The following is a 21447-nucleotide window of genomic DNA, read 5'->3' as shown; positions in this document are numbered from 1 at the left end:
ACCGCCATTGCTAGATCGAGCATCCGCTTTTCGTGCGTACCTACCCCGAGACCAGACCGACCGCTTTCGGCCCAAGCTCTGCCGCTACAAAGCTCGGCCAAACCAGATCACCCGCCCAACCACATGCACCTCTGAACGGTCCATGTCGTGCCATGTAGGGTAGGCCGGATTGTCGCTTGCAATAGTGATCTGCCTGCCGCCCGGTTTGATCGCTATGCGCTTCACAACGAGGGTATCATCAGAGCGAAGGACGTAGATCCCATCGCGCAATCGTGAACCATGATCTGATGCATCGACCAAAACCTCATCGCCATCGCTCAACGTTGGCTCCATCGAGTCACCCTTAACGCCGACTATCGACAGACTAGCGCTCTTCGCCGATGTCAGGTGCCGCAGCCAGCGTTCGTCGAACCCAAACCGGGTATGTGCAGTCTCGCTGGCAGCGACCGCGCCGAAGCCGGCTGAGGCTTCAACATCGAGAACGGGTATTTCGACCATGCCGTCGGTGACAGGATTGGCCGGACCGCCGAGCACTTGCTCATCGACGCCGAAGAAACAGGCGAGCGTCTTTCGATCCTCGTCATCGAGCTTCCTGGGCGAACCGCGCTTGATGAATTGCTGGACGTAGGCCGGGTTGCGACCGAGCAGCCGCGAGATCGATGCATAGCCGTATCCGCGCTGCGTGATCAGCCGGTCGAGCTCTTCTCTGACATGTTCCATTCGCCTGTCCTTCGAATCTTGATCGTAGGAATTTTCCTAGACTCGCGGATGCAATCCTAGTAGGAACAGAACAAGAACACAAGGGATTTGCGAGTCGGAGCGAAAAGGACATGACCTTGCTTGAACGGATCGAAAAGCATCTGAAAGATCATCATATTTCCGCGACCCGTTTTGGCAGACGCGCTGTCGGAGATCCGCGATTCGTGCTCGACTTGCGAATGGGCCGCCGGCCGCGCCGGAGAACAATCGAACGGCTAGAGGCCTATCTCGCGTCTGCCGAAGGCTCGGATGGTAGAGATGCCATCAAGAATGGGACATGCGCTCGCCAAGCTGCTCGAAGCGACGCGCAACTTCCTCCCAAAGTTTTACGCCGTCCGGCTCGTTCGCAAGGGCAAGCTGCTCGATCTTCGCACCGATGAAATCACGGGCTTCATCGCCGTGATGCTTCTCGACCCAGAGCGCCATTCCCCACAGTTTCTGGTCGCGAGTGAGGGTCAAAACAGCGACCAGATGGCTACGGCCAAACCAAGGATGATCGGAATGCCGAGAATCCAGGCTTCAAGCTTCAGCTTCCATTCTTCCTCGTCGCTCGCCAGCGGTTCGTCTCTATCCGGCCAAACACGCATCAGCACCAAGGCTCCCGTCGCCCGGTCCATGTCCGTGCAAGACCTTCGCTAACCAATTGATCGCCCAGAGAGCGTCCGTCACGCATCAGGACCCGCAGCTTGCGGCCATACTGGTCTTCGTCCCGGTTGCCGATCGGAACTGCGGTGAATTCGCCTTGGTTAAGCAAGACAACCAACCGGTCGCGAGCCTTGATGCCGAGCTCGTATTCGTAGTCGCACCTGGGTTGCGAGATTTCCGGTGTGTCGATGTCTGCCACGCGGATCTTTACGCCTTCGAGCCAGATCGTATCGCCATCGACCACACAGGTATTCCTCACCAGCCCGCATACGCCAAAGGTATGTGTGGCTCGTGCCTCGGCGCTGGCAGAACCAAAGGGCCAATTGATCCCGATTACACCCCCAAGAATCCCGGCGAACAATCCGCCCAAGACGAGAAGCAAAAGTTTGCGCCTCTTGTCTCGCTGCTGGCGGACAGCTCCGCCGCGAAAATCGACGACGTTTGGTTCTGATGGTTCGTTCGTGCTCATGATCTGCTCTTCAATACCGTGTGTTCTTTCACTTTCCGTGAATATCGCCAAGCCTTGCGAACTCGCTTTCCCGATAGTTTTGAGCTACTTTCGCGCGAACGATCAGCGGGAAGAGTGGAGAAGAGGGGGCTCCCTTTTTCGCGAAGGAGAAGAAGCGATGAGCGGACCCGAAAACACACCACCCAAGGGCAACAAGGACTGGGAAGGTTTGCGCGAGATCGATCGCGCGATCGCCGAGAACCGGCTTTCCAAGTATCAATGGCAGAAGGCTTGGGCAGATCCTTGGGAACGTAAAGGACTCATTCTTGCTGGCCTTATTGCCGTCGGCTTCGTCATCTACGTCGCCATCTATGACGGCCTTTTCTAGGCTACCATCTTTTAACATCATCGGCAGCTTCTGCAGACGCGCCTTTCGCATCGCGCGTTTTCTTGTCGAGGTAACCCTTGACGCTTCCCACCCTTCGCTCGCCCTGTTGCTGTACCCGTTCGACATCGCGTGCGATCTCGTCACGAGCGCTCGAGGATTCCGCTAGTGAATCGGGCACCCCGCCAAGACTGACCGATCCGCGCACGCCCCTTGCGCTACTCACGGAGGGTCGGGCGACAGGGGCATTGTCTGGAAGTACAAGTTCGCTCGCAATATCCTCGTTGAGCTGATCGGCGTAGCTCTCGACGAACCGCGCCTGGAGCTGCTGGCCGCGCGCGCTCATCTGGAAATCGATATCGTCGAAACGGACCTGGCCATAGTAATCGCGGTTGGCATCGATCTCCGCCATGCCCCATTCACGATAGGCCTGGCTGAGATTGAGCGTGCCTGCGGCATTAGCGCTTTCGTACCAGCTTGCCTGGTTTTCGAGACGGCTGGCGATCTCTTCGGCGCGGCGCGCTTCGCGCGTGTAGCTCTGCGCCTCTGTGATCGAGGTTGTGATCCCGGCCGAACTGCTCGAGACCAGTGCCTCGGAAGACGAGCTTGACTCGCGCAGGAAACCTTCGCGTGTGCTCGACCAGCTCCGGCTGTCCGAGATTTGGCGCAACGCCCCCATGATCCGCGACCGGTCTTCGGAGGCGATCCCGATATCGCTGTCGGTCCAGCTCTGATTGCGCCCGCCTTTTACGCCCGCAGAACCATTTAAGATCCGTCCCTTTGCTTTCGCGCCAACACCTGCTTCTCCATTCAAGAACCAGGACACGGTGATGTCATCGGCCGCGCGGCGCGAAAGCCCGAATTGCTGCTGGAGTGTCTTCGAAGCATTGTCGACCTCGCTGAAGGCGCTGCCGATGCTGTCGCTGGTGGAAGTGCCGCTGACACTCTCGTTCGAGCGCGAACGGGTGTAGGCATCGCGCAGTTCGCTGAACCGCGTGACCGCCGAGCTGGTCGATTGCTGGGCGAGGTTCGAGAAGGTCTCGCTCAGGCCGCGGCTCTGGCTCGCCATGCTCGCAAGCCGGCTCGAAAAGTCCTGCCCGAGCGTGGGTGTGAAAGGATAGCTGGAGGTCGGCACGGTGGCGAATTCTGCCTGCGGAAAGCCGGTTGTCTGCGTGCCGCTCTCGCCCAATCCTCGTGTCTGGGCCGCGCCATAGGCGATGTTTGGCGCGAGACTGCCTTGCGCGAACTGGCGCGAGAACACGCTCGAATTGTCGAGATTGGTGTTCCCGAGCGAGACGTTGCCCGTGCTCGCTTCGCGTGCGGCTTCTTCGGCCGCATTCTGGCTCGGATTGAGGTAGCTCGTCGCCTGGCCCGAGATCGCCATGGCTCCGCGCGCAACGCCGCCTGCGAGGAACGGTATCGATGCGACGAGATAACCGGAAAGAATGCCGATATCGTTGTTGACGTCGGTCATCCCCGAGAAGGTCGCGAGCGTGAGGCCGCTCGCGCCGCCTGCTGCCGCAACATCGCCGGCGCCTTTGAGCATCAGGATCATGTGGAGAATGACGAAGAGCGGTCCCCAGGCAGCGAGGTAGAAAAACCCAGTGACATAGCCTCTGAGTGCGATCGGGCCGGTTCTTGGCATGAGGAACAGCGGGAAAAGCACCGGGAAGAGCGCGTAGAAGACGACCGTCAGCACGACGTTCAGGATCGGCACCCATTTCATCGCATTGTGCGCGATCGAGGAGTAGGTCCGCTCGGTCTGGATGTCGGCGCGGGTCTGCGCGAACACATCGACGCTCGAGGCACCGCTTGCTCCGGCAAAGCCGTGCATCGCCTGGTTCATCGCATTGATCGTCAGGACCTGGCGAAAGATGCTGCTCGCGTCCTTCGAAATGCCAGTGAGATATTGGTAGGCCACCGGCAGATCGGCGATGAGCTTGGCCTTGGCTAGCGCTTCGGTCTGCTTGGGATAGAGCTGGCGGCCGGCAACGAGCGTCATATCGTCGATCATTCCGGCCCACTGGTTCGAGAGCACGGTGTATGCCTCGCGGCAGGTGACGATGGATGCCGTGACGCTGTCATCGGCCTCGCGGGTCAGGAATTTCTGCGCACGCGCCGCGCTCCCGGGCGCAATGGTCGCCCAGATGTCATTGCTCTCGGACAGTTCCTTCATCGAGTAGCGCCCGAGCAGCAGGTCGTAGAACACGCATTGGCGGACATGTTCGTCGAAATTGGCAGCAAATTCGGGATCGGCAATGCGCAGGGACCGTGTCGCCTCGAGCAGGCGCGCGCCGTAGATCATGCCGTTCTTCGAATAGTTGAGATCGTCGGGAAGTCCGAAGACAGTCTCGGCCGAGCGGGTAAGGTAGTCGCCCGCCTGGCTGGTGAAGCTTGCCATCAGGGCAAGACCGAGCGGAACATTCGCAACCGTGGCTGGGGCTAGACTTGGATTGACACGGTCTGTGACCTGAACATCCATCCGCGGCACCATCAGGCACATGTAGATCAGCGTCGCGCCCAGAAACCAGTTGAGCCAGGCGCGCCAGTCCTGGTTGAACGCGACGACGATGACCGCGAGCGCGAATCCCATCACCAGCGAGACCTGAATCAGGCTCTTGTAACCGCCTGCGCCAGTCCACGCGGCGACAGCGTTGAGGACATTGACGATGTACTCGCCGCCGCCAGTTGTGAAGATCTCGACCATGGTGTTTGCCTCAGGGGACGATCGAGCGTGACTGGAGCCCACGCGACCAGTCGAGCGCGGCGGACATCGAGGGCGACATCGAGGCGGCGAGCGCATTCTCGATCATCGCGGTCTTCTCGATGATTTGCATGATCGCCGAGACTTTGGCCTGTCCGGTGGCCTGCCGCTGGATGAGGCCCGAGCGGACTTCGGCGACCTGGCCGCGCCATATGGCAAGTTTGGCTTCGTCGGCGGCGATGAAGCTTGCCATCGAGCGCCCGGCTTCCGACACGATCCGGTCGAGGATGGCATAGAGGAGGTCGATGCTGGCGATCTCGGCGAGCGTGTCGCGGTCATCGGTGGGCATGCCGCGACCATAAGCGGCCTGGACTGTGAGAATCTTGTACAAGGGGACCGAGGCGACCTGCAGCAGTTCCTTCTCCGCATTGCCAATTGCGGTGTCGGTGCGGATTGCACCGACCATGTTGCCGATGAGGAGCGCGACGCGCGGGCGGATTGCCTTGGCGTTGGAAAGACTCATCTGCTCGAAGGTCGGATTGAGGCAGAGATCGGTTTCGTCGCAGCGGAAGACGCGCACGGTCTGGCCCTGCGTCCCGTCGAGCAGCGCGCTCACCAAAGTAGAAGAGGCATCACCGGCGAAAGGCACGAACTTGCCTGGCTCCTCGTCCTTGGGCGGCATGTAGATCACCGTGCCGATCAGCGTCATGGCGTATTCGGCAAGCTCGCGGTCGAATGTCCCGCCGGGATTGAAGAAGGCGCTCTTTTTGAGGACATGCCAGGTGTAATTGCGCGCTACGCCCGGATTGATGTCGGCATAGTCGGCACCGGCGCCCTCGTTGGTCGAGGTGCGCTGGCCGCGCGTCCCGCAACCGTGCTTGGCCGCGGCATAGTCGGTGAAGATGCCCTCGGAATTGCCGATCGCTTCGCAGATCGCCTTGTCGGCGAGATCGCCCTTGGGCCAGAGGCCTCCGACCAGCCCCTGCGCCATTTCGCAGGAGTTGATCGAGAGATTGTTCATGAGCTGAGCCTTCTGCGAAAACTCCTGCATGATCTTGTTGCACTCGGGACAGACGGTGTCGATCGCGAGGCTGAAAGCAAAGCCGACCGCGTTGTTGGCGACGGCTTTCAGGAGCGCGACCATCTCGCTCGCATTGATGAAGGAAAAAGACCCGGCAAAGATATCGATGCCTCCGCAGCCCGCCCTTGCGCGCGGCAGCTGGAGATTGGAGATGTTGGTCGTCTTCTGAGGGAAGCGTGTCCAGACATTGCCTAGGCTGTAATAGCCCGCCGACTGGCCTTCGAAGGCGGTCGGGCCCGTCACATTCGCCGCCGCGCCCATGTCGTCCATGAAGCGGTCCATGCTGTCGCCAACGTTCGCGGCGACAGGTGATGCGACCAGGCTGGCGGCGGCGAGGGTCAATGCCGCATTGCGGATGCTAGTAATCATGTCCTGCTTCCTTGGAGGTGAGAAGGTAGATGCGGTCCTGGAGCTCGTCGGCCGAGAGCACGCCGTAGCCGATCGGAATCGGGCGTTTGGTCACGCTGTCCCACAGCACCAGGGCGGGGGTGGCTTTGCCTTCGAGACCAAGCTTGCCGCGCTGGTTCGTCTCGACCCGATAGTCGGGAAAATGCCTAGATGGACCGCCATCGGTGGAGATCGCGCGCACGGTGATCCGCCAGCGGTCGGCGACGCCCTTCACGATCGGGCTCATCACTTCGCACGGTCCGCAGGTCGAACTGAAGAAATAGAAAAGGCCGTAGCGCTGCGAGAGCGTTGCCATGACGTGATCGCGCTCCGCGCTGCGGGCATCCTGCCACTGCTTCTTGGCGACCGCTCCGACGGGGCGTTCAAGCGTGTAGTCGAGGTCCGGGTCCCTCCAGATCGCCCGCTGCCAGACATCGGAGAACAGCGAGGCGCGGTCGAGCTGCGCGCGCTGGAAGCGGATATAGGCCGCTACATTGGCCTCGGTAGGATATAGGATCGCTCGCGCCTTGAGTTCGCGCAGCTCGGAGGTGATCGCGTCGAGTTCCTGCGTTGCCGCGACCGGCTCGGCTTCAGGCTGTTGTGGCTCTTCAATGGGAGCGGGCTTCATGCAGTAGAACCAGTAGCCGAGCCTGCGCTCTTCGCAGTAGAGCGCGTCGGCAGCGGTGGTCGATCTTGTGTCCTGCCGCTCCTGAGCCTGGGCCGAAGTGTTGGGCAGGGCAGCTACGCCGAGCGCGAGCGCCGTGAGGTGATGCAGATGGGTCATTGGCCGCCCCTTGCGTAATAATCTTCGATCTTTTGCTGGATGAGGATGCTGGTCTCGAGTTCGTCCGGCAGCCGTGCGGCATCGGTGAACTCGGCATAGACCTCGCTGAAATCCATCCGGCTGAGGTCGAGCCGGGCAAACTCGTCGAGAGTGAACCCCTCACATTGTTCTTCTTTGGGCTTGTCCCATGGCTTGGGGAGCTGCTTGCGGCCCTGTTCTTGCAGGATCCGCGAGAGCTTGCTCTCGAAACAGCAATAGACCTTCTTCTTCGTCAGGCAGACGCCAAGGAACTTGTCCGAACAATAGGTCCCGACATAAGCGCACAGCCCCTGCGCGTCGCGTTCGTGGAGCAGCACTTCCTCGCGGTTGCAGCCGAGCGCGACCAGCAGGCTAATACCTGGAATGAGCGGGAAGCCCTTGCCCTTGCAACAATTGAGGACGCCGAAGACCTTGGACGAGCAGGTGTTGCGCGTGCCGCGGAACAGCGTCAGCGTGTTCGGATCGAACTGGCCGCGCGCCTCGTCCATGGCGTGCAATGCGACCGCCGCATCCTTGAACTCGTCGTTGGCGGTGCGCTCGATCGTCTCGCAGCTGCCATCGATGCAATAGACGTCGCCGTCGCAGACATATTGGGTGGAACTTTCAGTTCCGGGGAGGGGGCATTCGTAGATGTGCTCCCAGGTCTCGCAGGGCGTCTCGTCGGTGAGGCATTCCTCGCGGATGAACCGACAGGTGCCCTGGCTCTCGATTTCCGAACAGTCGGTCGCCGCCTCGCGCGATGTGCAGGTGTAGCTGTGCTGCCATTCCCAGCAGGGCCGGGTGACCGAGACGCCATCGACCACGCGGGTCTGCGGATCGGCATCGGTGCAGATATCTGCATCGAGTGTGCAGTTGGCATTGTCGGCAAAGCTGGTGCACTGGCTCTCGTCGGAAAAGGTATTGACCGTGCTGTCGGTGGTCACCGCATAGGGCGTGTAGCGCGCATCTGGAGTGTCGCATGTGATTTCGGCGATGGGATCGCCAGGTTCGGTGCAGTATCTGTAGAACTGGTCCTGCCGCCACTGAAGGCAGGGCCCAGGCCGATACCCGGTGATCCGGCACGAGCCGCCATCGAATGCCGAGCACCAGGGATATCCATAGACTGTGCTCGTCTCATTGCAGAGATAATGCCATTGCTGGCGCCGGGTCACGCTGGCAACGAGCGGCACCGCGCACTGGCCCGCTGTCTGGTCGATCCGCGTGCCGGTGTTGCAGGTCGCAGTATAGGTTCCCGCCGAGCCCGAGCCGGGCGGCAGCGGGACACAATTGCCCTGGCCACCCGAGATTGCCATGCCGCTGGTGTAGTCGAGCGGGGTCTCGTTGATGGCGAGGCTGCGCGCAATGACGTCCTCGATCTCACTCGGATCGAAGCGCGCGCGATTGGCCACGCTGTCGCGCATCGCCCGGTAGCCCTGGTGTCCGGTAGCAGCGGCGGCCGCATTGCTTTCGATCCGGTCGGGATCGTCGGCGAGCGTTTCCAAGTTTCGCACGGCGTTGCGGTCGTAGTTGGGCAGGTTTGCTGCATCGGGCTGCGATCTGGCAGCTTCTTGCGCTTCGCCGAACAGGCTTTCGCCAAAGGCCTTTCCATCGGCCCGCGCATCCTGCTGCTGCGCTGAGAGGGGCGCGGCGATGGCGAGAAGGGCGAACAAGCCTAGGCAGATCGATTTTACGATCGTCATGGTTGGTCTCCTTCGAGGCGGCGGAGATGAAGACGTGCAAGCTGCGCGCCCGGACCGCCTCCCGAAGCGAAGGTGTCGAGCACTTCGGCGACGCTGATGTTGCCTGCAATGCGGTCGTGCGGTGGCAGGATGTCATTGCAGTCGAACCCGTCGCACGGGGCAAAATCGCTTGCGATCATCACGAAGCTCGGGGCAACCTTGATATCGAAGGCGCGGAACAGGCGTGGGTCGATCCCGAGCGCGCCGGCATCATCGCTATCGCTCCAGATAGCGGCGATGCGCTTCTTGAAGCGCGCGCTGTCGCCCTGGGGGAATCCGCGCAGCACCGTCACGCCGCCCGCTCTCGAGACATCGCGGACCAGAGCCTTCAATGAGGGCTCGGGCATTGCCAATGATGCAAAAGCGATGAACCGGGGCGTGTCGCCCATCGCTGCCACTTCTGCGTCGGCCTTGGCGCGGATCATGCCATCGAGATCGAGTGGGCCTGTATCGGCAGTCGCCTTTGCAGTTGCTGCATAGGCGGCGCGGTTTTCTAATGCAGTCTGCTGTGCTGCGCGCGCGTCTTCTGCCAGCGCATCGGCCTTTGTCCTCACCGACGTGGCGAGCGCTTCGGCATCGGCGCTATGCTCGCTGGCGCGTGCGCGGATCTCGGCAAGATCCAGCTCCGGCGAACTTTCCTGCGCCGAAGCGGCGGCAAAGGCGGCGGCGGTCGCAAGGCTGATAGCGACAAGTAGGGGGAAAGCGTTTCTCATAGCGCGCAGCAATTCCTCTTGCGCCAGACGAGGTATCCCATGTCTTCGCCGATCGCGGGGATGACCTGTCCGGGGGACTGGAAGGTGGTGGAGGCACCGATGGGTGGGCAGGCAAAGCGGCCCTTGGTCGCCGGATTGGGGTTGGTGGCCTGGAAGCGGTATTGCTGCTTGCGCATCACCGGCATCAGATACTTGCCGCACAGGCCCTTCGATCCCATCGTACCCCACGAGACCAGTTCACGGTGGAGCTTGTAGGCAAAGCGCGAGAGCACGAGCCGTGAGGCCTGAACATGGCCGATCGAGGCCGAGACATTGCCGTTCATCGGGTACATCGAACCCTGGCAGCCCGCGCACCAGAACATTTCGTCGAGCGGCAGGTTCGCGGTCGATGCAGCGCAATCCGCAGCGCAGGCGGCGAGCGCCAGCGGGTTGGCGAAGAGCACCGCTTCAGGGTTGATGATCGCGGTGAGCTCGCTGTCCTGCCACAGCGGATCGATCTCGGAGATATAGAGGATGTCGATCGAACCGGGATCGAGGCACAGGAAATCGGCGACGATCTCCATCCAGTAGATCAGCGGATAGGCATACCAGTGGACATGCCAGCTCGAATAATACTGGCTGGCGCCGCCCACCGCCGAAGGACCCGAGATTGAGCGGAACCCGATATCGAAGCCGGGATCGAGTTTCATCCCGCCGAGATTGACGAAGCACCATGGCTTCATGCTGACATCGGCGAGCCGCACCGGCTCCCAGAACCCCATCGCGATGCCAGGGCGAAGCCCGCACAGGCAGACGGGCAGATCGGGATTGTCGGGATCGGGACGATTGCTGGGCCAGATTTCGAGACCGCCGACCGAGATCGGGAAGAGACACGACCAGCAGATGTCGGTGATCGGATTGACGAACTGCCCGGTGCACTTGCCCGGACCGGCATCGGCCGAGGCTGGTGATGCAAAGACCAGTGAAAGCATCGCCGTGAACATCACGAGGAAGGCGCGGAAGCTGCTCATGGCTGTGCCTTCCGGCGCGGCAGCGCAATCTCGCTGACTTCGAGGAAGCGCCCGTTCTGGCGCACCCGCGCGGGAACAGCCTTGATACCGAATTTTTGCGTCAGCTTGCCGCCCTGGTCGAAATAGAAGCGGCGTTGACGGGCCTTCATCAGCTCGAGCGGTGCGCCTTTCACGAGGATCAGCTTGGCATTGGCCTCCTGCCTGAGTGCCCAGGCGATCTGCGCAGGATCATCGCCGTCGAAAAACAGGAGGTCGCCGCGCAGTTTGACGCTGTCGAGCGGATTGACCCGCGTTCCGGCGGCATGGATGAGCTCGCCTTTGGCCCCGCGGATATCGGCGGCAAGCGTGATCGTCGGATCGAACGGCCAGCTGCGGCTTGCGCTTGCGCGGATCAGGCCGGCAACCGGATCAGGCCGGTTGACGCGGGCGATCGTGCGACGCTTGAGTTTCTCGTTGAGCCGTGCGGTCTCGCCCGATTTTTCCATCTGCTCGAGGCGGGTATGGATCTGTTCGAGCAGGTCGCGCTCGATCACGGGGAAGACCGCGCCGCGCTGGCCATAGTCTCGCGCCTGCAGGCTGGCCGGGAGCGCGGCGAGGAGAAGCGCGCCGAGCGGAAGGAGGGAGCGCATCACAGGATAGCCCTCCCGCTGCCGAGGATCTGCTCGCGGCAAACGAAACCGATGGCGCCGTAGCGGCTGTCGAGCCCGCGTGGATGGTCGGTTCCGGTGTAGTAGCAAGCTTCCGGTATTGCGCCTTCGGGACCGCGCGTGAGCGGCACGCCAAGGCGGGTAACCTCGAGCAGGCTTGCGACCTGCTTTCCGTTGATGAAAACCGCATCGCCCTCGTGGCGCACGACATCGCCCGGCATGCCAAGGACGCGCTTGCCGAACATCTGCGGTCCCTTTCCGAAATGCCTTTCGACGAGTTCGCTTTCCGGCGGCTCAAAGAAGATCAGGCTGCCGCGTTCGATCGGCGCGCGCTTGTCGAGCCAGAACGCCCAGTTTGGCAGGCTCGGGCTCGCATTGATGAGGAAAGCGTGGTCCTTGCTGAAGGCATCGAGCGGCGCCCAGGCGAGCGGCAGCAGGACCAGCCCCGAGAGCAGCAGCGAACGGCGGATCGAGCGGGGCAGGCTCATGGCTGGATCTCCCCTGCGAGCTTGTCCGCAATGCGCTGCTCGAGTTCGGAGGTTGCGTCTTCGGCAGCGCCCGCGAGCACGGCCTCGGCAACCAGCACCACGCGGCCGTCATGGCCCATGTCGGCAACGGCGCTTTCGGCGGCCTTGAGGTAGGCAAGGCTAGCCGCTTGGACGACCGCCGGATCGGCATCGGCGCGCGCGGCTTCCTCGACGAATGTCCCGATGGTCTCGGCGAGCCGGACCGTGACGATCCGCTGCTCCGGGGAGCTGGTGACCTGCTGCGTGATCCACGCACCCCACAGGAGCGCGGCAACGAGCACCGCTACGGCGAGGAGTTTCGGGCCCAGCTGGCTAAGCGGGAGGTGCAGTCTATCCATGGCGGGGAGATCCTTCGGCGAGGCGGCGATCGAGGCGGCGCAGGAAAGCCGGCAGCCGCAGCAGGGTGAGGCCGCCAGCTGCGATGAGGAATGCGATCTGGAGGTCTTGGGCAAAAAAGCGGCGCGCGACCGGTTCAGCGGTGCGGTAATGGTCGGCAAGATTGCCGAGCTGCGCGAACAGCGCCGTGAGATCCCAGCCTGCTACAGCCAGGAACACGAACAGCGGCAGGCCGAGGACTAGCAGCAGCGTGCTCGCCGCGAAGCTTGCCGTTTCGATCAGCACCAGGCAGGTGCCCTGGAACAGCGCCAGCCAGTCGATCACACGGTGCTTGTCGCGGGCTTGTCTGACTGACGGAAGCGGCACGCGGTCGACGAGCGTGGTGGTCTCGAGCACCATCACATGCCTCCTTCTACGCCTGCGACCAGCGCGACCGCGCGTTCGAGCGGCATGCCGTTTTCGACATGGCAGCGGATCGCGGCGTAGGTGTCAGGATCGGAAGAGAAGATCGTCGCCGAGAGCGGATCGAGCACGAGCCGTCCGACCGCTTCGACCTCGGGACCTTTGAGATAGATCTCGCTGTACTCGGTTCCCGAGCGCTTGAGGCTGCGGATCAGCGTCTCGGTGCGGTCGTCCATGTCGAGCCGCGCTTCCTTGCGGAAGTCGGCGATCGTCTCGGGTTTCTGCTGAAGCACCAGCATCCAGTCGCTGTTCTCGAGCGCCGCGCGCGCGCCATCGGACTTGTAGTAGTCGTTCAAGGACTGGGTGGCGGTCGCAAGCGCGCCGCCATACTTGCGCGCGGTGCGGGCATAGGTCTCGACGAACTCGCCCATCGAACCGCCCTTGAGCATCGCCCAGGCCTCGTCGATCAGCAGCAGCTTCTTGGTCGAGCGCGACGAGCGCGTCATCGCCTGACCGGTCATGAACATGATTGCCGAAAGGACGACGCTTCTGAGTTCCTCGCGACTTGCAAGGTCGCTCATCTCGAACACGGTGAAGTCGTCCTCGAGCGCGAAGCTCGCCTTGCCCGAGAAGAACCCGGCATAGCTGCCGCCCCGGCAGAAGGGCGCGATCGCGGTCGCCAGGTCCTTGCCCGCCTCGTTGTCGCTCTGATGGAGCGCATGCGCGACGTCGTCGATCGCGCCGCCACTGCCGAGCGCTTCCCACACCTGCGTCACCGCCCGGTCAATGAGGCCGCGCTCGGTGTCCGAAGGCGCAGCGCTCGGTCGCGCCATCTGGCCGACGATCGCCTTGATCATCGCAAAGCAGTCGAGCCGGTAGTCCTCGTCCTCGTGCGCCCTTGCATCATCGACCATCGAGAAGGGGTTCAGTGAGAAACCCGAGGCAAGCGTGAACTCGACGAAGCGGCCGCCCTGCAGCTTGACCGAATGCTCGAAGCTGCGCCCGTCGTCGATCACCACGACCTTGGCGCCGGCCCCACGCAGCGCGGCGCAGAGTTCCTGCAGCAGCACCGACTTGCCCGAGCCGGACTTCCCGCAAATCGCGATATTATGGTTGCCCGCCTTGTTTTCGAACGGCGACCAGAAGAAGGGCTGGCCGCGGCGTCCCAGCAGCAGCAAGTGCGGGATTGCGCCGCCGAGGTACTCGCCCTGCAGCGGGGCGATGTTTGCCGCGGTGGTCGAAAGCATGGTGCGAAAGCGCTTGAGGCGCGCCAGGTCGTGGACGAGCCCGTCGGCGAGGCTCAGCGGGAAGGCCGCGACGAGGCCCTGCAGCTGGAGGAACCGCTCGTCGGCAAGGTCCCAGCCGGCGGCCTTGTAGATCGCCTTGACCGTGCGTTCGTGCGCATCGCCGTCTCCCAGCGGCGAGATGGTGGTGAGGCCGTAGAAGAGCTTCACCAGCTTTTTGCCGGCCTGGAGCTCGGCCTGGACGTGCTTCCATTCGGCCGATTGCTCGCCAAGCCTGGGGAGGAAGCGCGCGCTCTTCGTTTCCGAAAGGCTGGTGGTGCGCATGAACTTGTAGCCCGCGCGCGCCGAGGCAGCCTCCTGATCGGGATAGTGCAGGCACAGCATGGTTGCAGCCGGACAGGGAAAGCGCAGCTTTTCGGTAAACATGTCGCCGATCAGCCGCGCGCATTCCCACGGCGCCCAGCGTTCGGGCGTCGAGCGTACGCCATAGTGGCGGACATCGAAGCGGTCAGGATAGCAGGTGCCCATTTGGGGAACGCCATCGCGGCTACGTCCGGTCTCGCGGAAGCGCTCGGTGCGCAAGATCAGCCGGTCGTCCTCGACTTCGAGTTCGATGTCGCGGCGGATCGCCTGAACGTCGAGCGTGTCCTCGCGGTTCCAGTGTGTAAGATCGGGCTCGCGCGCGGTGGTCGGCGAAGTCAGTTCGTCGATCAGCGCGAGGAGGCCCGCCGGTTCGAGCCGGTTCGAGGCAAGACCGAGCGAGTTCAGCATCCCAGCCATCCCGTCGCGGCATTCGGTGAGTTCGGCGTCGGTGACGTTGCCGGGGATTGGAACCCCAAGGGACAGCACGAGACGCACATGGCGCGCATGGAACGGCGCATGCGCCGAGCCCGAATGCCAGACGAGATCGTAGAGGCGATTGGTCCGCGCCTTGGCGATGGCTTCGTAGATCCCGCCCTGCTCGTAGCGCGGGCCGAACCAGGGTCCGACGATGGCTCCGATGCGCGGGGACGCGAAGTTCAGAACTTGGAGACAGGCTCCCTGCGGCAGGCTCTCGGAGAAGAATTGTCCGAGGATTTCGCCGGTTCGCTCGTCGGCACCGATCAGCGGGGTCACTTCGAGGACGAAGCCTTTCGAATGCGCGTTGCGATAGAGGCCGGGTCCCTCGTCGTAGACGCGGTAGGGCAGCCAGTCCGACAGCATGTCGAGCGAGAAATGGGCCTGCGGATGGTCAGCGCGCTTGGCGTCGCCGAATAGCCCGGAGAGCAGCGCATCGCGCGCAGAAGCAAGCGAGAGGTTCATCGCGTCTCTCCTTCAGGCGAAACAGGGTGGGGCACCCGGCCGGGGGAGGGGGGACGACCGGGTGCCCCGGGTACCGGCGCCGAAGCGCCGGGCAGCTCCGACACACCCTGGGAGGGGATAACCAGGACGTCCGGTAGCTGCTGGGGGAGGGAAGAAGGAACGGTGGCGGCGCCAGTTGCGTCGACGGTGTCGACTGTGCCGGTCTGGCTTTGGCTTGAACGGCCAAGCGCGCGCAGAACATCGCCGGTCGAAAGCGGGGCTCGCCAGTTCGACGCAGGATTCTCTGCAAGCGGAACAAGGACCACGCGCGCTTCGTGCTCGCGGCCATTCGCGTCGCGCCAGGCTGCAAGGACGACACGCAAAGTGCGACCATTCGCTGGTGACGAGGAAGGTGCGTTCGCGCTCTGCGGTTGCAAGGCTTTCGTCGCCTGCTCGTCGATCGCGGAGGTGGGCGCACAACTGCCGTCTGGCGCGCGGCAGGCGAAATCGCCTTTGACGTTGCCGCCGAGCGTCGTGCAGCCGCCGATCGCCAAAGCAAGGCCCGCCAGCGCGCCGAGTTTGATGAGGCGCGGGCTCATTTGCGGCCTCCCGGCTTCGCGTTCGCGAATTTCCGGAGCGTTGCGGCATCGCGGTAGCCGTGGAGGACTGCGCCGTCGCTTGCGCGCACAATCACCGGGGTTCCGGCAAAGCCATTGGCACGCGCGAATGCTTCGTTGGCATCGAGCGCCTCGCCGACGTCGCAATTGGCCGGGGCCGAAGGCGCGCGCCCGGCATAGGCAGCGTGAAGCGCCTTGGCCTTGTCCTTGGCACAGAGCACGCCTTCGGACATGCGGCGGCTCGAAGCGCCAAAGATCGAGATCGGGCGCTCTTCGACCAGCACGCCGGCCTTTTCGAGCTCGCCCGTCAGCCGCTGGCAGTATCCGCACTGGAAATCGGAAAAGACAACGAGACGCGGCCCCTTGCGGTTGCCCCAGACGACCCCGCCATCCTTGGGCAGGCCTGAGAGGTCGACCTTGGTCTTGGCGGGCGCGGTTCGAGCTTCGGGAGAATGCGCTTCCGCGCGGTCTGCCGCCCGCGCTGCGCCTGCAGCGAGCAGGTCGGGGTTGAGCTCGAGCAGCCGCGCTGCTGTCACATCGCGGCGTTCTTCGAGGTCGTAAAGACGTCCGACAAAGAGATAGCGGGCCGCTTCGTCGATATAGAACAGGCTCTCTCCCGAGACGACTTCGCACCACGGTGCGAATGTCGTGCAGTCGAGCGCGTCGATCGGCGTCTTGGGCAGGCGCAGCTTCAACGCCTGTGAGACATCGCGTGCAATAGCGGCTTGCGCCGGCATGGCAGTGACCACCGCAACGCCGCTGGTGAGGAGGGCCGCTGCGCTGGCTGCGGCAAGCGAGAGGTGAATGGCGCGGGCCTTCAGGCCCGGCCGAAAGGTGTTGAAATTCATTGGGAAGTGCTCCTGACATGGACGCCGTCGAGGAAGACGATCTCGACTGCGATGCCGGTCGGCATCTCGACGACGGGTTGATATTGTTCTGCGCGTTCGATGAGGTATTTGCTGACCGTGTCCGCGGCCTCGCCCGCGCCCTGGCCGAAGCCGCCTGCAAGGATGTCGGTGGGGGAGAGCGCTTCGCGCGTCCCGTCTTCGCCGACACGGCCTGCAAAGACGCCGTTGGCATTGGCCGAGAAGCCGCGTCCGAAGCCGCCGACGATCCCGGCGAGTAGCGCCTGGCTGACCAGGCTGCCTTCGCGGCTGACAACGCGGCCGCGCACGCCGGACTTTCCGGCAAAGGCGATAAACCCCTTGACCTCGCTGACCGCGAAGCGACCGCCGGGCTGCGCGCAGGTCATGCGCACGAGATTGACGTAGACCTTTTCGGCCGAGAGATCGCCGCGCGCCGCGCCATTGACGAGGCAGCCGGTGAGGTCGGTGGTGAGCAGGCGATTGCCCTTGAGTACCGAGCGCGCCGGACCGGTGATGCGCAGCACCACGGGCAGGGGATCGCTCTGGCTGGTCACGCCGGTCGATGCATCGACGCCGACGATGACGGTCGCTGGCGCATAGCTGTTGGGCGGAAGGTAATCGCGGCTTGCCTCGAGCAGCAGCGGCGGTGACCTGTCGCCGGCGCGCGCAGGTGAAGCCTTCGCTTTCTCGCCCTCGAAGCTCAGCAGGCTCGCTTTGGGTTCGGCCAACGCTGTGGGATCAAGCGGTAAAGGTGAAGTGCCGGGTTGACGCCGATCGGCAGGAGCAACCGGCGCGGCGGGCGGATTGGCCCGGACGGTTTCGAGCTCGCTGCGCAGCGCCGCATTCTCCGCCGAGATCGCATCGATCGCGGCCTGGCCATCGCTCAGCATCCGCGCATTCTCGCCGCGCAGCGTTTCGAGTTCCTGCTCGATTGTGCCCTTCGGAAGCTGGCTGTCCTGGAGGTCCTTGATCGCCTTGCCCTGCGCGTCGAGACGGTTGCCGTAGACGGCTACGAATTCTCGGCTAGCGAGGTTGCGATTGACGAGGCCGCCGGTGTCGATGGTGGTTGCACCGCCCTCTCCGTCGTTCTGGGCATCGTCGCCGCCGAAGATGAACATCGATCCGGCGATCAACGCGACCGCTCCAATCCCGCCGAGCAACAGCTTCTGGCGCCGCGCGATTACGGAGTTGAGCTTCGAGCGCTTGGCGCTGCCCTGGTCTTTGGCGTGTGGGCTTCCTGATATTGGGGGTGTACTGTCGGCCATCACTCGAGCCCTCCCTTGGCGAACACGAGGAAGGCTTGCGTCGTCTCGCCGGGAGCAAGCGCGTCGCGTCCGTACGCAAAGGCCAATGCGCCCGCAGGAGCAGCTCGCTCGCTGGCAAGATCGATGGGTTCGGAACCAAGGTTGCGAAGGCTGAAAGCCTGGCCGGTAAGCTCGGCGCCTTCGTATTCGGCGACTTGCTGGACCTCGAGATTGCCTGTCCGCCGCGGCCGCGACAGCGCGGCCCGTGCGCGAAACCCGGGCAGCACAGCATCATGTGCCATGGCCTCGATCAGGCGAAGGGTGGCGTCGTCGCGGCTCGGTGCGCCTTCCTCCCAGTCGGCGGCATCGGGCTTGGCGAGCGCCGGGTTGGTGACGAAGAGCTGGCTTGCTTCCTCACCCTCGACGCGGCAGGCGAACTTGTAGACATGGCCTGCGCTGCTGGTCGCGAAGAAGCTGACTCTGGCGCTCGCGTATTGCAGCGGCACCGAAACATAGATGTCGCCGCGCACCGGCTCGTGCGTCACTTCGAAATCATTATAGGGAAAGCCGCTCGCCATCTTCGAGACATTGGCGAAGCCGTCTTCGATGAGCGCGATGCGGGTGAGCGCGCCGCGCGCGAGCACGCAATCGATAGTCGCGCCATCGGCGGCTTCGACGAACTGGTCTGCCCGCGCTGGCGCAGCAAACGCGAAGGTCATGGCGGCAAGCGCGACGCTGGTCAGTGCGGCCGGGAAGGGACGGGCAAGGAGACTCATAGGTCTTCCTCCTCGTTGGTGTTGGGAAGCTGACGGAAACCTGCGAGGCCAAGGCTGAGACCGCGCCGGTTCCAGGTGAATTCGAAGCTACGCTCCTGGCTCGCGATGACCTGCGCTCCGACGAAGGTCTTGAGCGTGCCGGTGACAGTTGAGCTCAGCGCCTTTGTATCGACGCGCATCGAGGCGATGACGAAGGCTTGGCTAATGTCTGAGCCGCGTTGCTCGTCGACGATCTTTACCAGCTCTGCCTTGAGGTGTCCGCGCGCTGTCGGATCGGCCACCTTCAGGATCTGCTCCATCCAGTAGTCGAGGCTTTCGGGCGCGCGGTTGAGCAGGATCAGCGCGGTGTCGCGGGTGACGAGCTCGAGATAGTGCGCCTCGATCCCGCCGCTGCTGAGCGCGATCCGTTCGGACGTTACCGGCACGAGCACGAGTGTGTCGTCGCGCGTCGCTGCCGCGCCGATTGCGAGCACGGTAGTAAGACCCAGCACACCGGCAAGCGCCGCAAAGCGATTGCGCTGCTTCAGATGCCGCTGTGCTTCTTCGTATGCGAATTCGTGTTTCATGGATGTCCTCCCTCAGCCTGCGAGCAGGCGGCAGTGGGAGGGCGGCGTGGCTTTCAGCCCGAGGAAACTCCCCGGAAGGTACCAGTAGGCAGCGTGCACCAGTTTCGAGCCTGCACCTGTTGCTTTCGCCTTCCGCAAGGCGAACCAGGTCATGACCGATAGGCCAGTGCCGATGATGATGTGCTGCGCGAGAATGCCCCAAGCGAACGGGACAAGCAGTCCCGCAAACTCGTCGATGGTCCAGAAGCCGATGAGCTCCGGATCGTCGAGCCGCCGTGGAACAAGATACCTGTCGGCCATGCCGCCCTCCTGTCGAGACCTGCGATCAGATAGTCGCGGTCACGACCGAGGTGACGATCGGCACACCGGTGCCGACGCCGATCCCGACACCGACCGGGACCGCGACCTGCCCGAGCGCGAACCGGCCCGAAGCAAGCGCGATCAACCCGCCGGCGAGGCTGAGGACGGTGATGATCTTGCCGCCCGAGCCTTCGAGAAAGTCCGTGAACTTTTGCAGGGCCGGATCGAAGGTGGTGTCGGCACCGGCATAGGCTGCACCTGCGCAGGCCAGCGCGATTGCGGCGGGAAGGATGTAGTCGCGAGCGCGGATGCCGCTCTTGGGCTGCGAGGGAAGGGCGAGTGTCTTGGTCATCGAGGAACTCCGTTTAGAACATTGGCAGCGATGCGTTCGCTGTATGTTCTTTCCTCGATCGGAAGGCAGGGTGTAGGAAAACGGAAAACGCGACCAGCGTTCTTGCGACCTAGAGAAATGGTGGTTTGAGCTGCGTGAAACCGGTTCGCGCGCTGCATGGGTGGGGAATCAAGCGCTGTCGACCGGAATTCGCGCTTGGCCGACCGCGATCCGAGATCGGAAGACCGCATTGCGAGCGAATCGTCCATGGCGTTGATTCGCCGGCTTCCTATGTGTTCTTTATATGTTCTTTTCTATTTCCTACAGCTTTCCTCGCGCGCTAGCCTTGCTTCGAGTCGTTTGAAGTCGATGGAAAGCCCGCAATGCCCGCATGCAAACTTGAAGAACACCAGCGGATTTCACGCGAACTGGCCGCGCTGCTCACGCATGCTGTAAAGGAAAGTGGTCAAACCAGACTGGCGATCGCTGCGCGTGCCGCGATCAACAAGGATGCGCTCCGGCGCATATTATCGGGGGCGCGGCCCGCCACGTTTCACGAAGCATTGGCTATTTTGGCAGCGAGTGGAGACGCGCCAAACTCGGCAATCATCCTCGCACTCCTGGGCCGTTCTGATCGTGCGACGGCATGGAGCCGGACCGGTCTGCTGGAATTTCTCGAGGGGTTCATCGCGGAACTCCCGGACGCCTTGGAGGAGGTGCTCGGAGAGCGACTGCAGGAAGTGAGACCGCGCTGGGCAAAAGGGGCAGCGCACCGGACTGCGCGTCTGCTGTCGGATCACGTCGAGCAACTGGAACGCCAAGATGCACAAAGCTTCGCTCTCTGAACGGGACACCATATGCGACCCGGCACAACCTGCAATAACGCCGGATCGGAATGCTTCGGAGCGGCTTATCAGGCTTCCCGAAGTGATGGAGCGTGTCGGACTGAAGCGCACGGCGATCTATCAGCGCATGCGCGAAGGGCGCTTTCCAAAGTCGCGTTCGCTCGGTCCCCGTTGCACGGTATGGGTCGAGGCCGAGATCGATGACTGGATCGAGACTGTAGTCGGACAGGACTGAACTAGACGTGATAGCGATCGCCGAATGCGCAGTTTCCGACCAGATGTTGTGCCTTCTACCAGCTTGTCGATAAAACTGCTTTCAGAAATCCAGTGTGTTTGGAGCGTGGTTAGATTGTCTCGGCTCCGTATTTAGACTATCGCAGGTTCGTGAAGTTTGTTCGCGCCTTGACCCTGATTTGCTTCAGCTTTGGACTGTTTGTGCAGGTTGCTGCGCAAGCGGCCGTTCCGCAGAGCGAAATGGCTGGGTCGGCTGATTGTGCTGAAATGGCGCAAGGCATGCCCGAGCATAGCATGTCTGAACACGCGATGCCCGAACAGATGGTTTCCGCAACGGACTCCACCGAACAACATGGTTCATGCTGCGAGATGACCCTCGATTGTCTCGTAGCCATGAATTGCCTCCCGCCGCTCGCGCTTACCGGTTCGGGACTGGCGCATGCAGGACCGTTACCTATTGCGCCTACGTATCTGGTCGCTAGCGCCAGCAGGCTCGAGAGCCAGCCTCTACCCCCGGAATCTCCGCCTCCACAATCCGAACTCACCATTTAGCGTTTC

At 62.9% G+C, this 21447-nt stretch carries 25 protein-coding genes; 3 read left to right on the top strand and 22 right to left on the bottom strand.

Features of this window, described 5'->3' with window-relative positions:
- Positions 1 to 84: 84 nt before the first annotated feature.
- From CVE41_RS02000 to CVE41_RS14825, 4 genes are all read right to left on the bottom strand, one after another.
- The gene (locus CVE41_RS02000; protein WP_100259155.1) at positions 85 to 720 is read right to left on the bottom strand and encodes a S24 family peptidase; all 636 of its coding nucleotides are present in this window, start codon (positions 718 to 720) and stop codon (positions 85 to 87) included.
- 303 nt (positions 721 to 1023) lie between these two features.
- On the bottom strand, positions 1024 to 1218 hold the full coding sequence (locus CVE41_RS14525) for a DUF6961 family protein (protein WP_157799356.1): 195 nt from the start codon (positions 1216 to 1218) through the stop codon (positions 1024 to 1026).
- Positions 1215 to 1346 carry a hypothetical protein gene (locus CVE41_RS14935; RefSeq protein WP_269800161.1) on the bottom strand — a complete coding sequence of 44 codons (132 nt, stop codon included), beginning with the start codon at positions 1344 to 1346 and terminating at the stop codon, positions 1215 to 1217. The genes CVE41_RS14525 and CVE41_RS14935 overlap by 4 nt, the downstream gene beginning before the upstream one ends.
- Positions 1346 to 1873 (bottom strand): thermonuclease family protein, encoded by a 528-nt coding sequence (locus CVE41_RS14825; protein ID WP_232725835.1) that lies wholly within the window; start codon positions 1871 to 1873, stop codon positions 1346 to 1348. The genes CVE41_RS14935 and CVE41_RS14825 overlap by 1 nt, the downstream gene beginning before the upstream one ends.
- Before the next feature lie 157 nt (positions 1874 to 2030).
- Here CVE41_RS14825 and CVE41_RS01985 point away from each other — a divergent pair, with 157 nt between their 5' ends.
- The gene (locus tag CVE41_RS01985; RefSeq protein WP_100259153.1) at positions 2031 to 2240 is read left to right on the top strand and encodes a hypothetical protein; all 210 of its coding nucleotides are present in this window, start codon (positions 2031 to 2033) and stop codon (positions 2238 to 2240) included.
- A 1-nt stretch (position 2241) separates the two neighbouring features.
- Here the strand turns inward: CVE41_RS01985 and CVE41_RS01980 are convergent, their stop codons facing one another.
- The 18 genes from CVE41_RS01980 to CVE41_RS01895 are packed head-to-tail and all read right to left on the bottom strand — an operon-like array spanning position 2242 to position 19831.
- Positions 2242 to 4944 carry a conjugal transfer protein TraG N-terminal domain-containing protein gene (locus CVE41_RS01980; RefSeq protein WP_100259152.1) on the bottom strand — a complete coding sequence of 901 codons (2703 nt, stop codon included), beginning with the start codon at positions 4942 to 4944 and terminating at the stop codon, positions 2242 to 2244.
- A gap of 10 nt (positions 4945 to 4954) precedes the next feature.
- Positions 4955 to 6391, bottom strand: coding sequence for a conjugal transfer protein TraH (locus tag CVE41_RS01975; protein ID WP_100259151.1), 1437 nt, complete (start codon positions 6389 to 6391; stop codon positions 4955 to 4957).
- Positions 6381 to 7193: a conjugal transfer protein TraF gene (locus CVE41_RS01970; protein ID WP_100259150.1), complete on the bottom strand. Its 813-nt coding sequence runs from the start codon at positions 7191 to 7193 to the stop codon at positions 6381 to 6383. Before CVE41_RS01970 ends, CVE41_RS01975 begins: the two co-directional genes overlap by 11 nt.
- Positions 7190 to 8911: a conjugal transfer protein TraN gene (locus CVE41_RS01965; protein WP_100259149.1), complete on the bottom strand. Its 1722-nt coding sequence runs from the start codon at positions 8909 to 8911 to the stop codon at positions 7190 to 7192. The genes CVE41_RS01970 and CVE41_RS01965 overlap by 4 nt, the downstream gene beginning before the upstream one ends.
- On the bottom strand, positions 8908 to 9663 hold the full coding sequence (gene trbC, locus CVE41_RS01960; protein WP_100259148.1) for a type-F conjugative transfer system pilin assembly protein TrbC: 756 nt from the start codon (positions 9661 to 9663) through the stop codon (positions 8908 to 8910). The genes CVE41_RS01965 and trbC overlap by 4 nt, the downstream gene beginning before the upstream one ends.
- Entirely contained in the window at positions 9660 to 10673 is a 1014-nt protein-coding gene (gene traU, locus CVE41_RS01955) for a conjugal transfer pilus assembly protein TraU (RefSeq protein ID WP_100259147.1), read from the bottom strand. The genes trbC and traU overlap by 4 nt, the downstream gene beginning before the upstream one ends.
- The gene (traW, locus tag CVE41_RS01950) at positions 10670 to 11302 is read right to left on the bottom strand and encodes a type-F conjugative transfer system protein TraW (RefSeq protein WP_100259146.1); all 633 of its coding nucleotides are present in this window, start codon (positions 11300 to 11302) and stop codon (positions 10670 to 10672) included. The genes traU and traW overlap by 4 nt, the downstream gene beginning before the upstream one ends.
- Complete coding sequence (locus CVE41_RS01945; protein WP_100259145.1) at positions 11302 to 11808, bottom strand: S26 family signal peptidase; 507 nt, start codon at positions 11806 to 11808, stop codon at positions 11302 to 11304. Before CVE41_RS01945 ends, traW begins: the two co-directional genes overlap by 1 nt.
- Positions 11805 to 12185 carry a TrbI F-type domain-containing protein gene (locus CVE41_RS01940; RefSeq protein ID WP_007163821.1) on the bottom strand — a complete coding sequence of 127 codons (381 nt, stop codon included), beginning with the start codon at positions 12183 to 12185 and terminating at the stop codon, positions 11805 to 11807. The genes CVE41_RS01945 and CVE41_RS01940 overlap by 4 nt, the downstream gene beginning before the upstream one ends.
- Complete coding sequence (locus CVE41_RS01935; RefSeq protein ID WP_100259144.1) at positions 12178 to 12582, bottom strand: hypothetical protein; 405 nt, start codon at positions 12580 to 12582, stop codon at positions 12178 to 12180. Before CVE41_RS01935 ends, CVE41_RS01940 begins: the two co-directional genes overlap by 8 nt.
- Entirely contained in the window at positions 12582 to 15131 is a 2550-nt protein-coding gene (traC, locus tag CVE41_RS01930) for a type IV secretion system protein TraC (protein ID WP_100259143.1), read from the bottom strand. The genes CVE41_RS01935 and traC overlap by 1 nt, the downstream gene beginning before the upstream one ends.
- The gene (locus CVE41_RS01925) at positions 15128 to 15709 is read right to left on the bottom strand and encodes a hypothetical protein (protein WP_100259142.1); all 582 of its coding nucleotides are present in this window, start codon (positions 15707 to 15709) and stop codon (positions 15128 to 15130) included. The genes traC and CVE41_RS01925 overlap by 4 nt, the downstream gene beginning before the upstream one ends.
- Complete coding sequence (locus tag CVE41_RS01920) at positions 15706 to 16575, bottom strand: DsbC family protein (RefSeq protein WP_100259141.1); 870 nt, start codon at positions 16573 to 16575, stop codon at positions 15706 to 15708. The genes CVE41_RS01925 and CVE41_RS01920 overlap by 4 nt, the downstream gene beginning before the upstream one ends.
- A complete protein-coding gene (locus tag CVE41_RS01915; RefSeq protein ID WP_100259140.1) occupies positions 16572 to 17858 on the bottom strand; it encodes a TraB/VirB10 family protein in 1287 nt (428 codons plus the stop codon). Before CVE41_RS01915 ends, CVE41_RS01920 begins: the two co-directional genes overlap by 4 nt.
- The gene (locus CVE41_RS01910) at positions 17858 to 18613 is read right to left on the bottom strand and encodes a type-F conjugative transfer system secretin TraK (protein WP_100259139.1); all 756 of its coding nucleotides are present in this window, start codon (positions 18611 to 18613) and stop codon (positions 17858 to 17860) included. The genes CVE41_RS01915 and CVE41_RS01910 overlap by 1 nt, the downstream gene beginning before the upstream one ends.
- A complete protein-coding gene (locus CVE41_RS01905) occupies positions 18610 to 19179 on the bottom strand; it encodes a type IV conjugative transfer system protein TraE (RefSeq protein ID WP_100259138.1) in 570 nt (189 codons plus the stop codon). Before CVE41_RS01905 ends, CVE41_RS01910 begins: the two co-directional genes overlap by 4 nt.
- A 12-nt stretch (positions 19180 to 19191) precedes the next feature.
- Positions 19192 to 19479 carry a type IV conjugative transfer system protein TraL gene (gene traL / locus CVE41_RS01900; RefSeq protein ID WP_100259137.1) on the bottom strand — a complete coding sequence of 96 codons (288 nt, stop codon included), beginning with the start codon at positions 19477 to 19479 and terminating at the stop codon, positions 19192 to 19194.
- 25 nt (positions 19480 to 19504) lie between these two features.
- Positions 19505 to 19831, bottom strand: coding sequence for a hypothetical protein (locus CVE41_RS01895; protein ID WP_100259136.1), 327 nt, complete (start codon positions 19829 to 19831; stop codon positions 19505 to 19507).
- A 362-nt stretch (positions 19832 to 20193) separates the two neighbouring features.
- On the opposite strand from CVE41_RS01895, the gene CVE41_RS01890 reads away from it, so the two are divergent.
- Positions 20194 to 20655, top strand: a complete 462-nt coding sequence (locus tag CVE41_RS01890) for a hypothetical protein (protein WP_100259135.1) — start codon at positions 20194 to 20196, stop codon at positions 20653 to 20655.
- Complete coding sequence (locus CVE41_RS01885; RefSeq protein WP_332835723.1) at positions 20633 to 20890, top strand: AlpA family transcriptional regulator; 258 nt, start codon at positions 20633 to 20635, stop codon at positions 20888 to 20890. Before CVE41_RS01890 ends, CVE41_RS01885 begins: the two co-directional genes overlap by 23 nt.
- Positions 20891 to 21447 lie beyond the last annotated feature (557 nt).

It is taken from the genome of Qipengyuania seohaensis (genome assembly GCF_002795865.1).
Taxonomy (GTDB): Bacteria; Pseudomonadota; Alphaproteobacteria; order Sphingomonadales; family Sphingomonadaceae; genus Qipengyuania; species Qipengyuania seohaensis.
This window is presented reverse-complemented; position numbering and strand designations above follow the sequence as displayed.

What these genes read in the sequence shown, in the direction of transcription:
- CVE41_RS02000 (WP_100259155.1), bottom strand. Translation starts at nt 720, where the DNA reads ATGGAACATGTCAGAGAAGAGCTCGACCGGCTGATCACGCAGCGCGGA.
- CVE41_RS14935 (WP_269800161.1), bottom strand. Translation starts at nt 1,346, where the DNA reads ATGCGTGTTTGGCCGGATAGAGACGAACCGCTGGCGAGCGACGAGGAA.
- CVE41_RS14825 (WP_232725835.1), bottom strand. Translation starts at nt 1,873, where the DNA reads ATGAGCACGAACGAACCATCAGAACCAAACGTCGTCGATTTTCGCGGC.
- CVE41_RS01985 (WP_100259153.1), top strand. Translation starts at nt 2,031, where the DNA reads ATGAGCGGACCCGAAAACACACCACCCAAGGGCAACAAGGACTGGGAA.
- CVE41_RS01980 (WP_100259152.1), bottom strand. Translation starts at nt 4,944, where the DNA reads ATGGTCGAGATCTTCACAACTGGCGGCGGCGAGTACATCGTCAATGTC.
- CVE41_RS01975 (WP_100259151.1), bottom strand. Translation starts at nt 6,391, where the DNA reads ATGATTACTAGCATCCGCAATGCGGCATTGACCCTCGCCGCCGCCAGC.
- CVE41_RS01970 (WP_100259150.1), bottom strand. Translation starts at nt 7,193, where the DNA reads ATGACCCATCTGCATCACCTCACGGCGCTCGCGCTCGGCGTAGCTGCC.
- CVE41_RS01965 (WP_100259149.1), bottom strand. Translation starts at nt 8,911, where the DNA reads ATGACGATCGTAAAATCGATCTGCCTAGGCTTGTTCGCCCTTCTCGCC.
- trbC (WP_100259148.1), bottom strand. Translation starts at nt 9,663, where the DNA reads ATGAGAAACGCTTTCCCCCTACTTGTCGCTATCAGCCTTGCGACCGCC.
- traU (WP_100259147.1), bottom strand. Translation starts at nt 10,673, where the DNA reads ATGAGCAGCTTCCGCGCCTTCCTCGTGATGTTCACGGCGATGCTTTCA.
- traW (WP_100259146.1), bottom strand. Translation starts at nt 11,302, where the DNA reads ATGCGCTCCCTCCTTCCGCTCGGCGCGCTTCTCCTCGCCGCGCTCCCG.
- CVE41_RS01945 (WP_100259145.1), bottom strand. Translation starts at nt 11,808, where the DNA reads ATGAGCCTGCCCCGCTCGATCCGCCGTTCGCTGCTGCTCTCGGGGCTG.
- CVE41_RS01940 (WP_007163821.1), bottom strand. Translation starts at nt 12,185, where the DNA reads ATGGATAGACTGCACCTCCCGCTTAGCCAGCTGGGCCCGAAACTCCTC.
- CVE41_RS01935 (WP_100259144.1), bottom strand. Translation starts at nt 12,582, where the DNA reads ATGGTGCTCGAGACCACCACGCTCGTCGACCGCGTGCCGCTTCCGTCA.
- traC (WP_100259143.1), bottom strand. Translation starts at nt 15,131, where the DNA reads ATGAACCTCTCGCTTGCTTCTGCGCGCGATGCGCTGCTCTCCGGGCTA.
- CVE41_RS01925 (WP_100259142.1), bottom strand. Translation starts at nt 15,709, where the DNA reads ATGAGCCCGCGCCTCATCAAACTCGGCGCGCTGGCGGGCCTTGCTTTG.
- CVE41_RS01920 (WP_100259141.1), bottom strand. Translation starts at nt 16,575, where the DNA reads ATGAATTTCAACACCTTTCGGCCGGGCCTGAAGGCCCGCGCCATTCAC.
- CVE41_RS01915 (WP_100259140.1), bottom strand. Translation starts at nt 17,858, where the DNA reads ATGGCCGACAGTACACCCCCAATATCAGGAAGCCCACACGCCAAAGAC.
- CVE41_RS01910 (WP_100259139.1), bottom strand. Translation starts at nt 18,613, where the DNA reads ATGAGTCTCCTTGCCCGTCCCTTCCCGGCCGCACTGACCAGCGTCGCG.
- CVE41_RS01905 (WP_100259138.1), bottom strand. Translation starts at nt 19,179, where the DNA reads ATGAAACACGAATTCGCATACGAAGAAGCACAGCGGCATCTGAAGCAG.
- traL (WP_100259137.1), bottom strand. Translation starts at nt 19,479, where the DNA reads ATGGCCGACAGGTATCTTGTTCCACGGCGGCTCGACGATCCGGAGCTC.
- CVE41_RS01895 (WP_100259136.1), bottom strand. Translation starts at nt 19,831, where the DNA reads ATGACCAAGACACTCGCCCTTCCCTCGCAGCCCAAGAGCGGCATCCGC.
- CVE41_RS01890 (WP_100259135.1), top strand. Translation starts at nt 20,194, where the DNA reads ATGCCCGCATGCAAACTTGAAGAACACCAGCGGATTTCACGCGAACTG.
- CVE41_RS01885 (WP_332835723.1), top strand. Translation starts at nt 20,633, where the DNA reads ATGCACAAAGCTTCGCTCTCTGAACGGGACACCATATGCGACCCGGCA.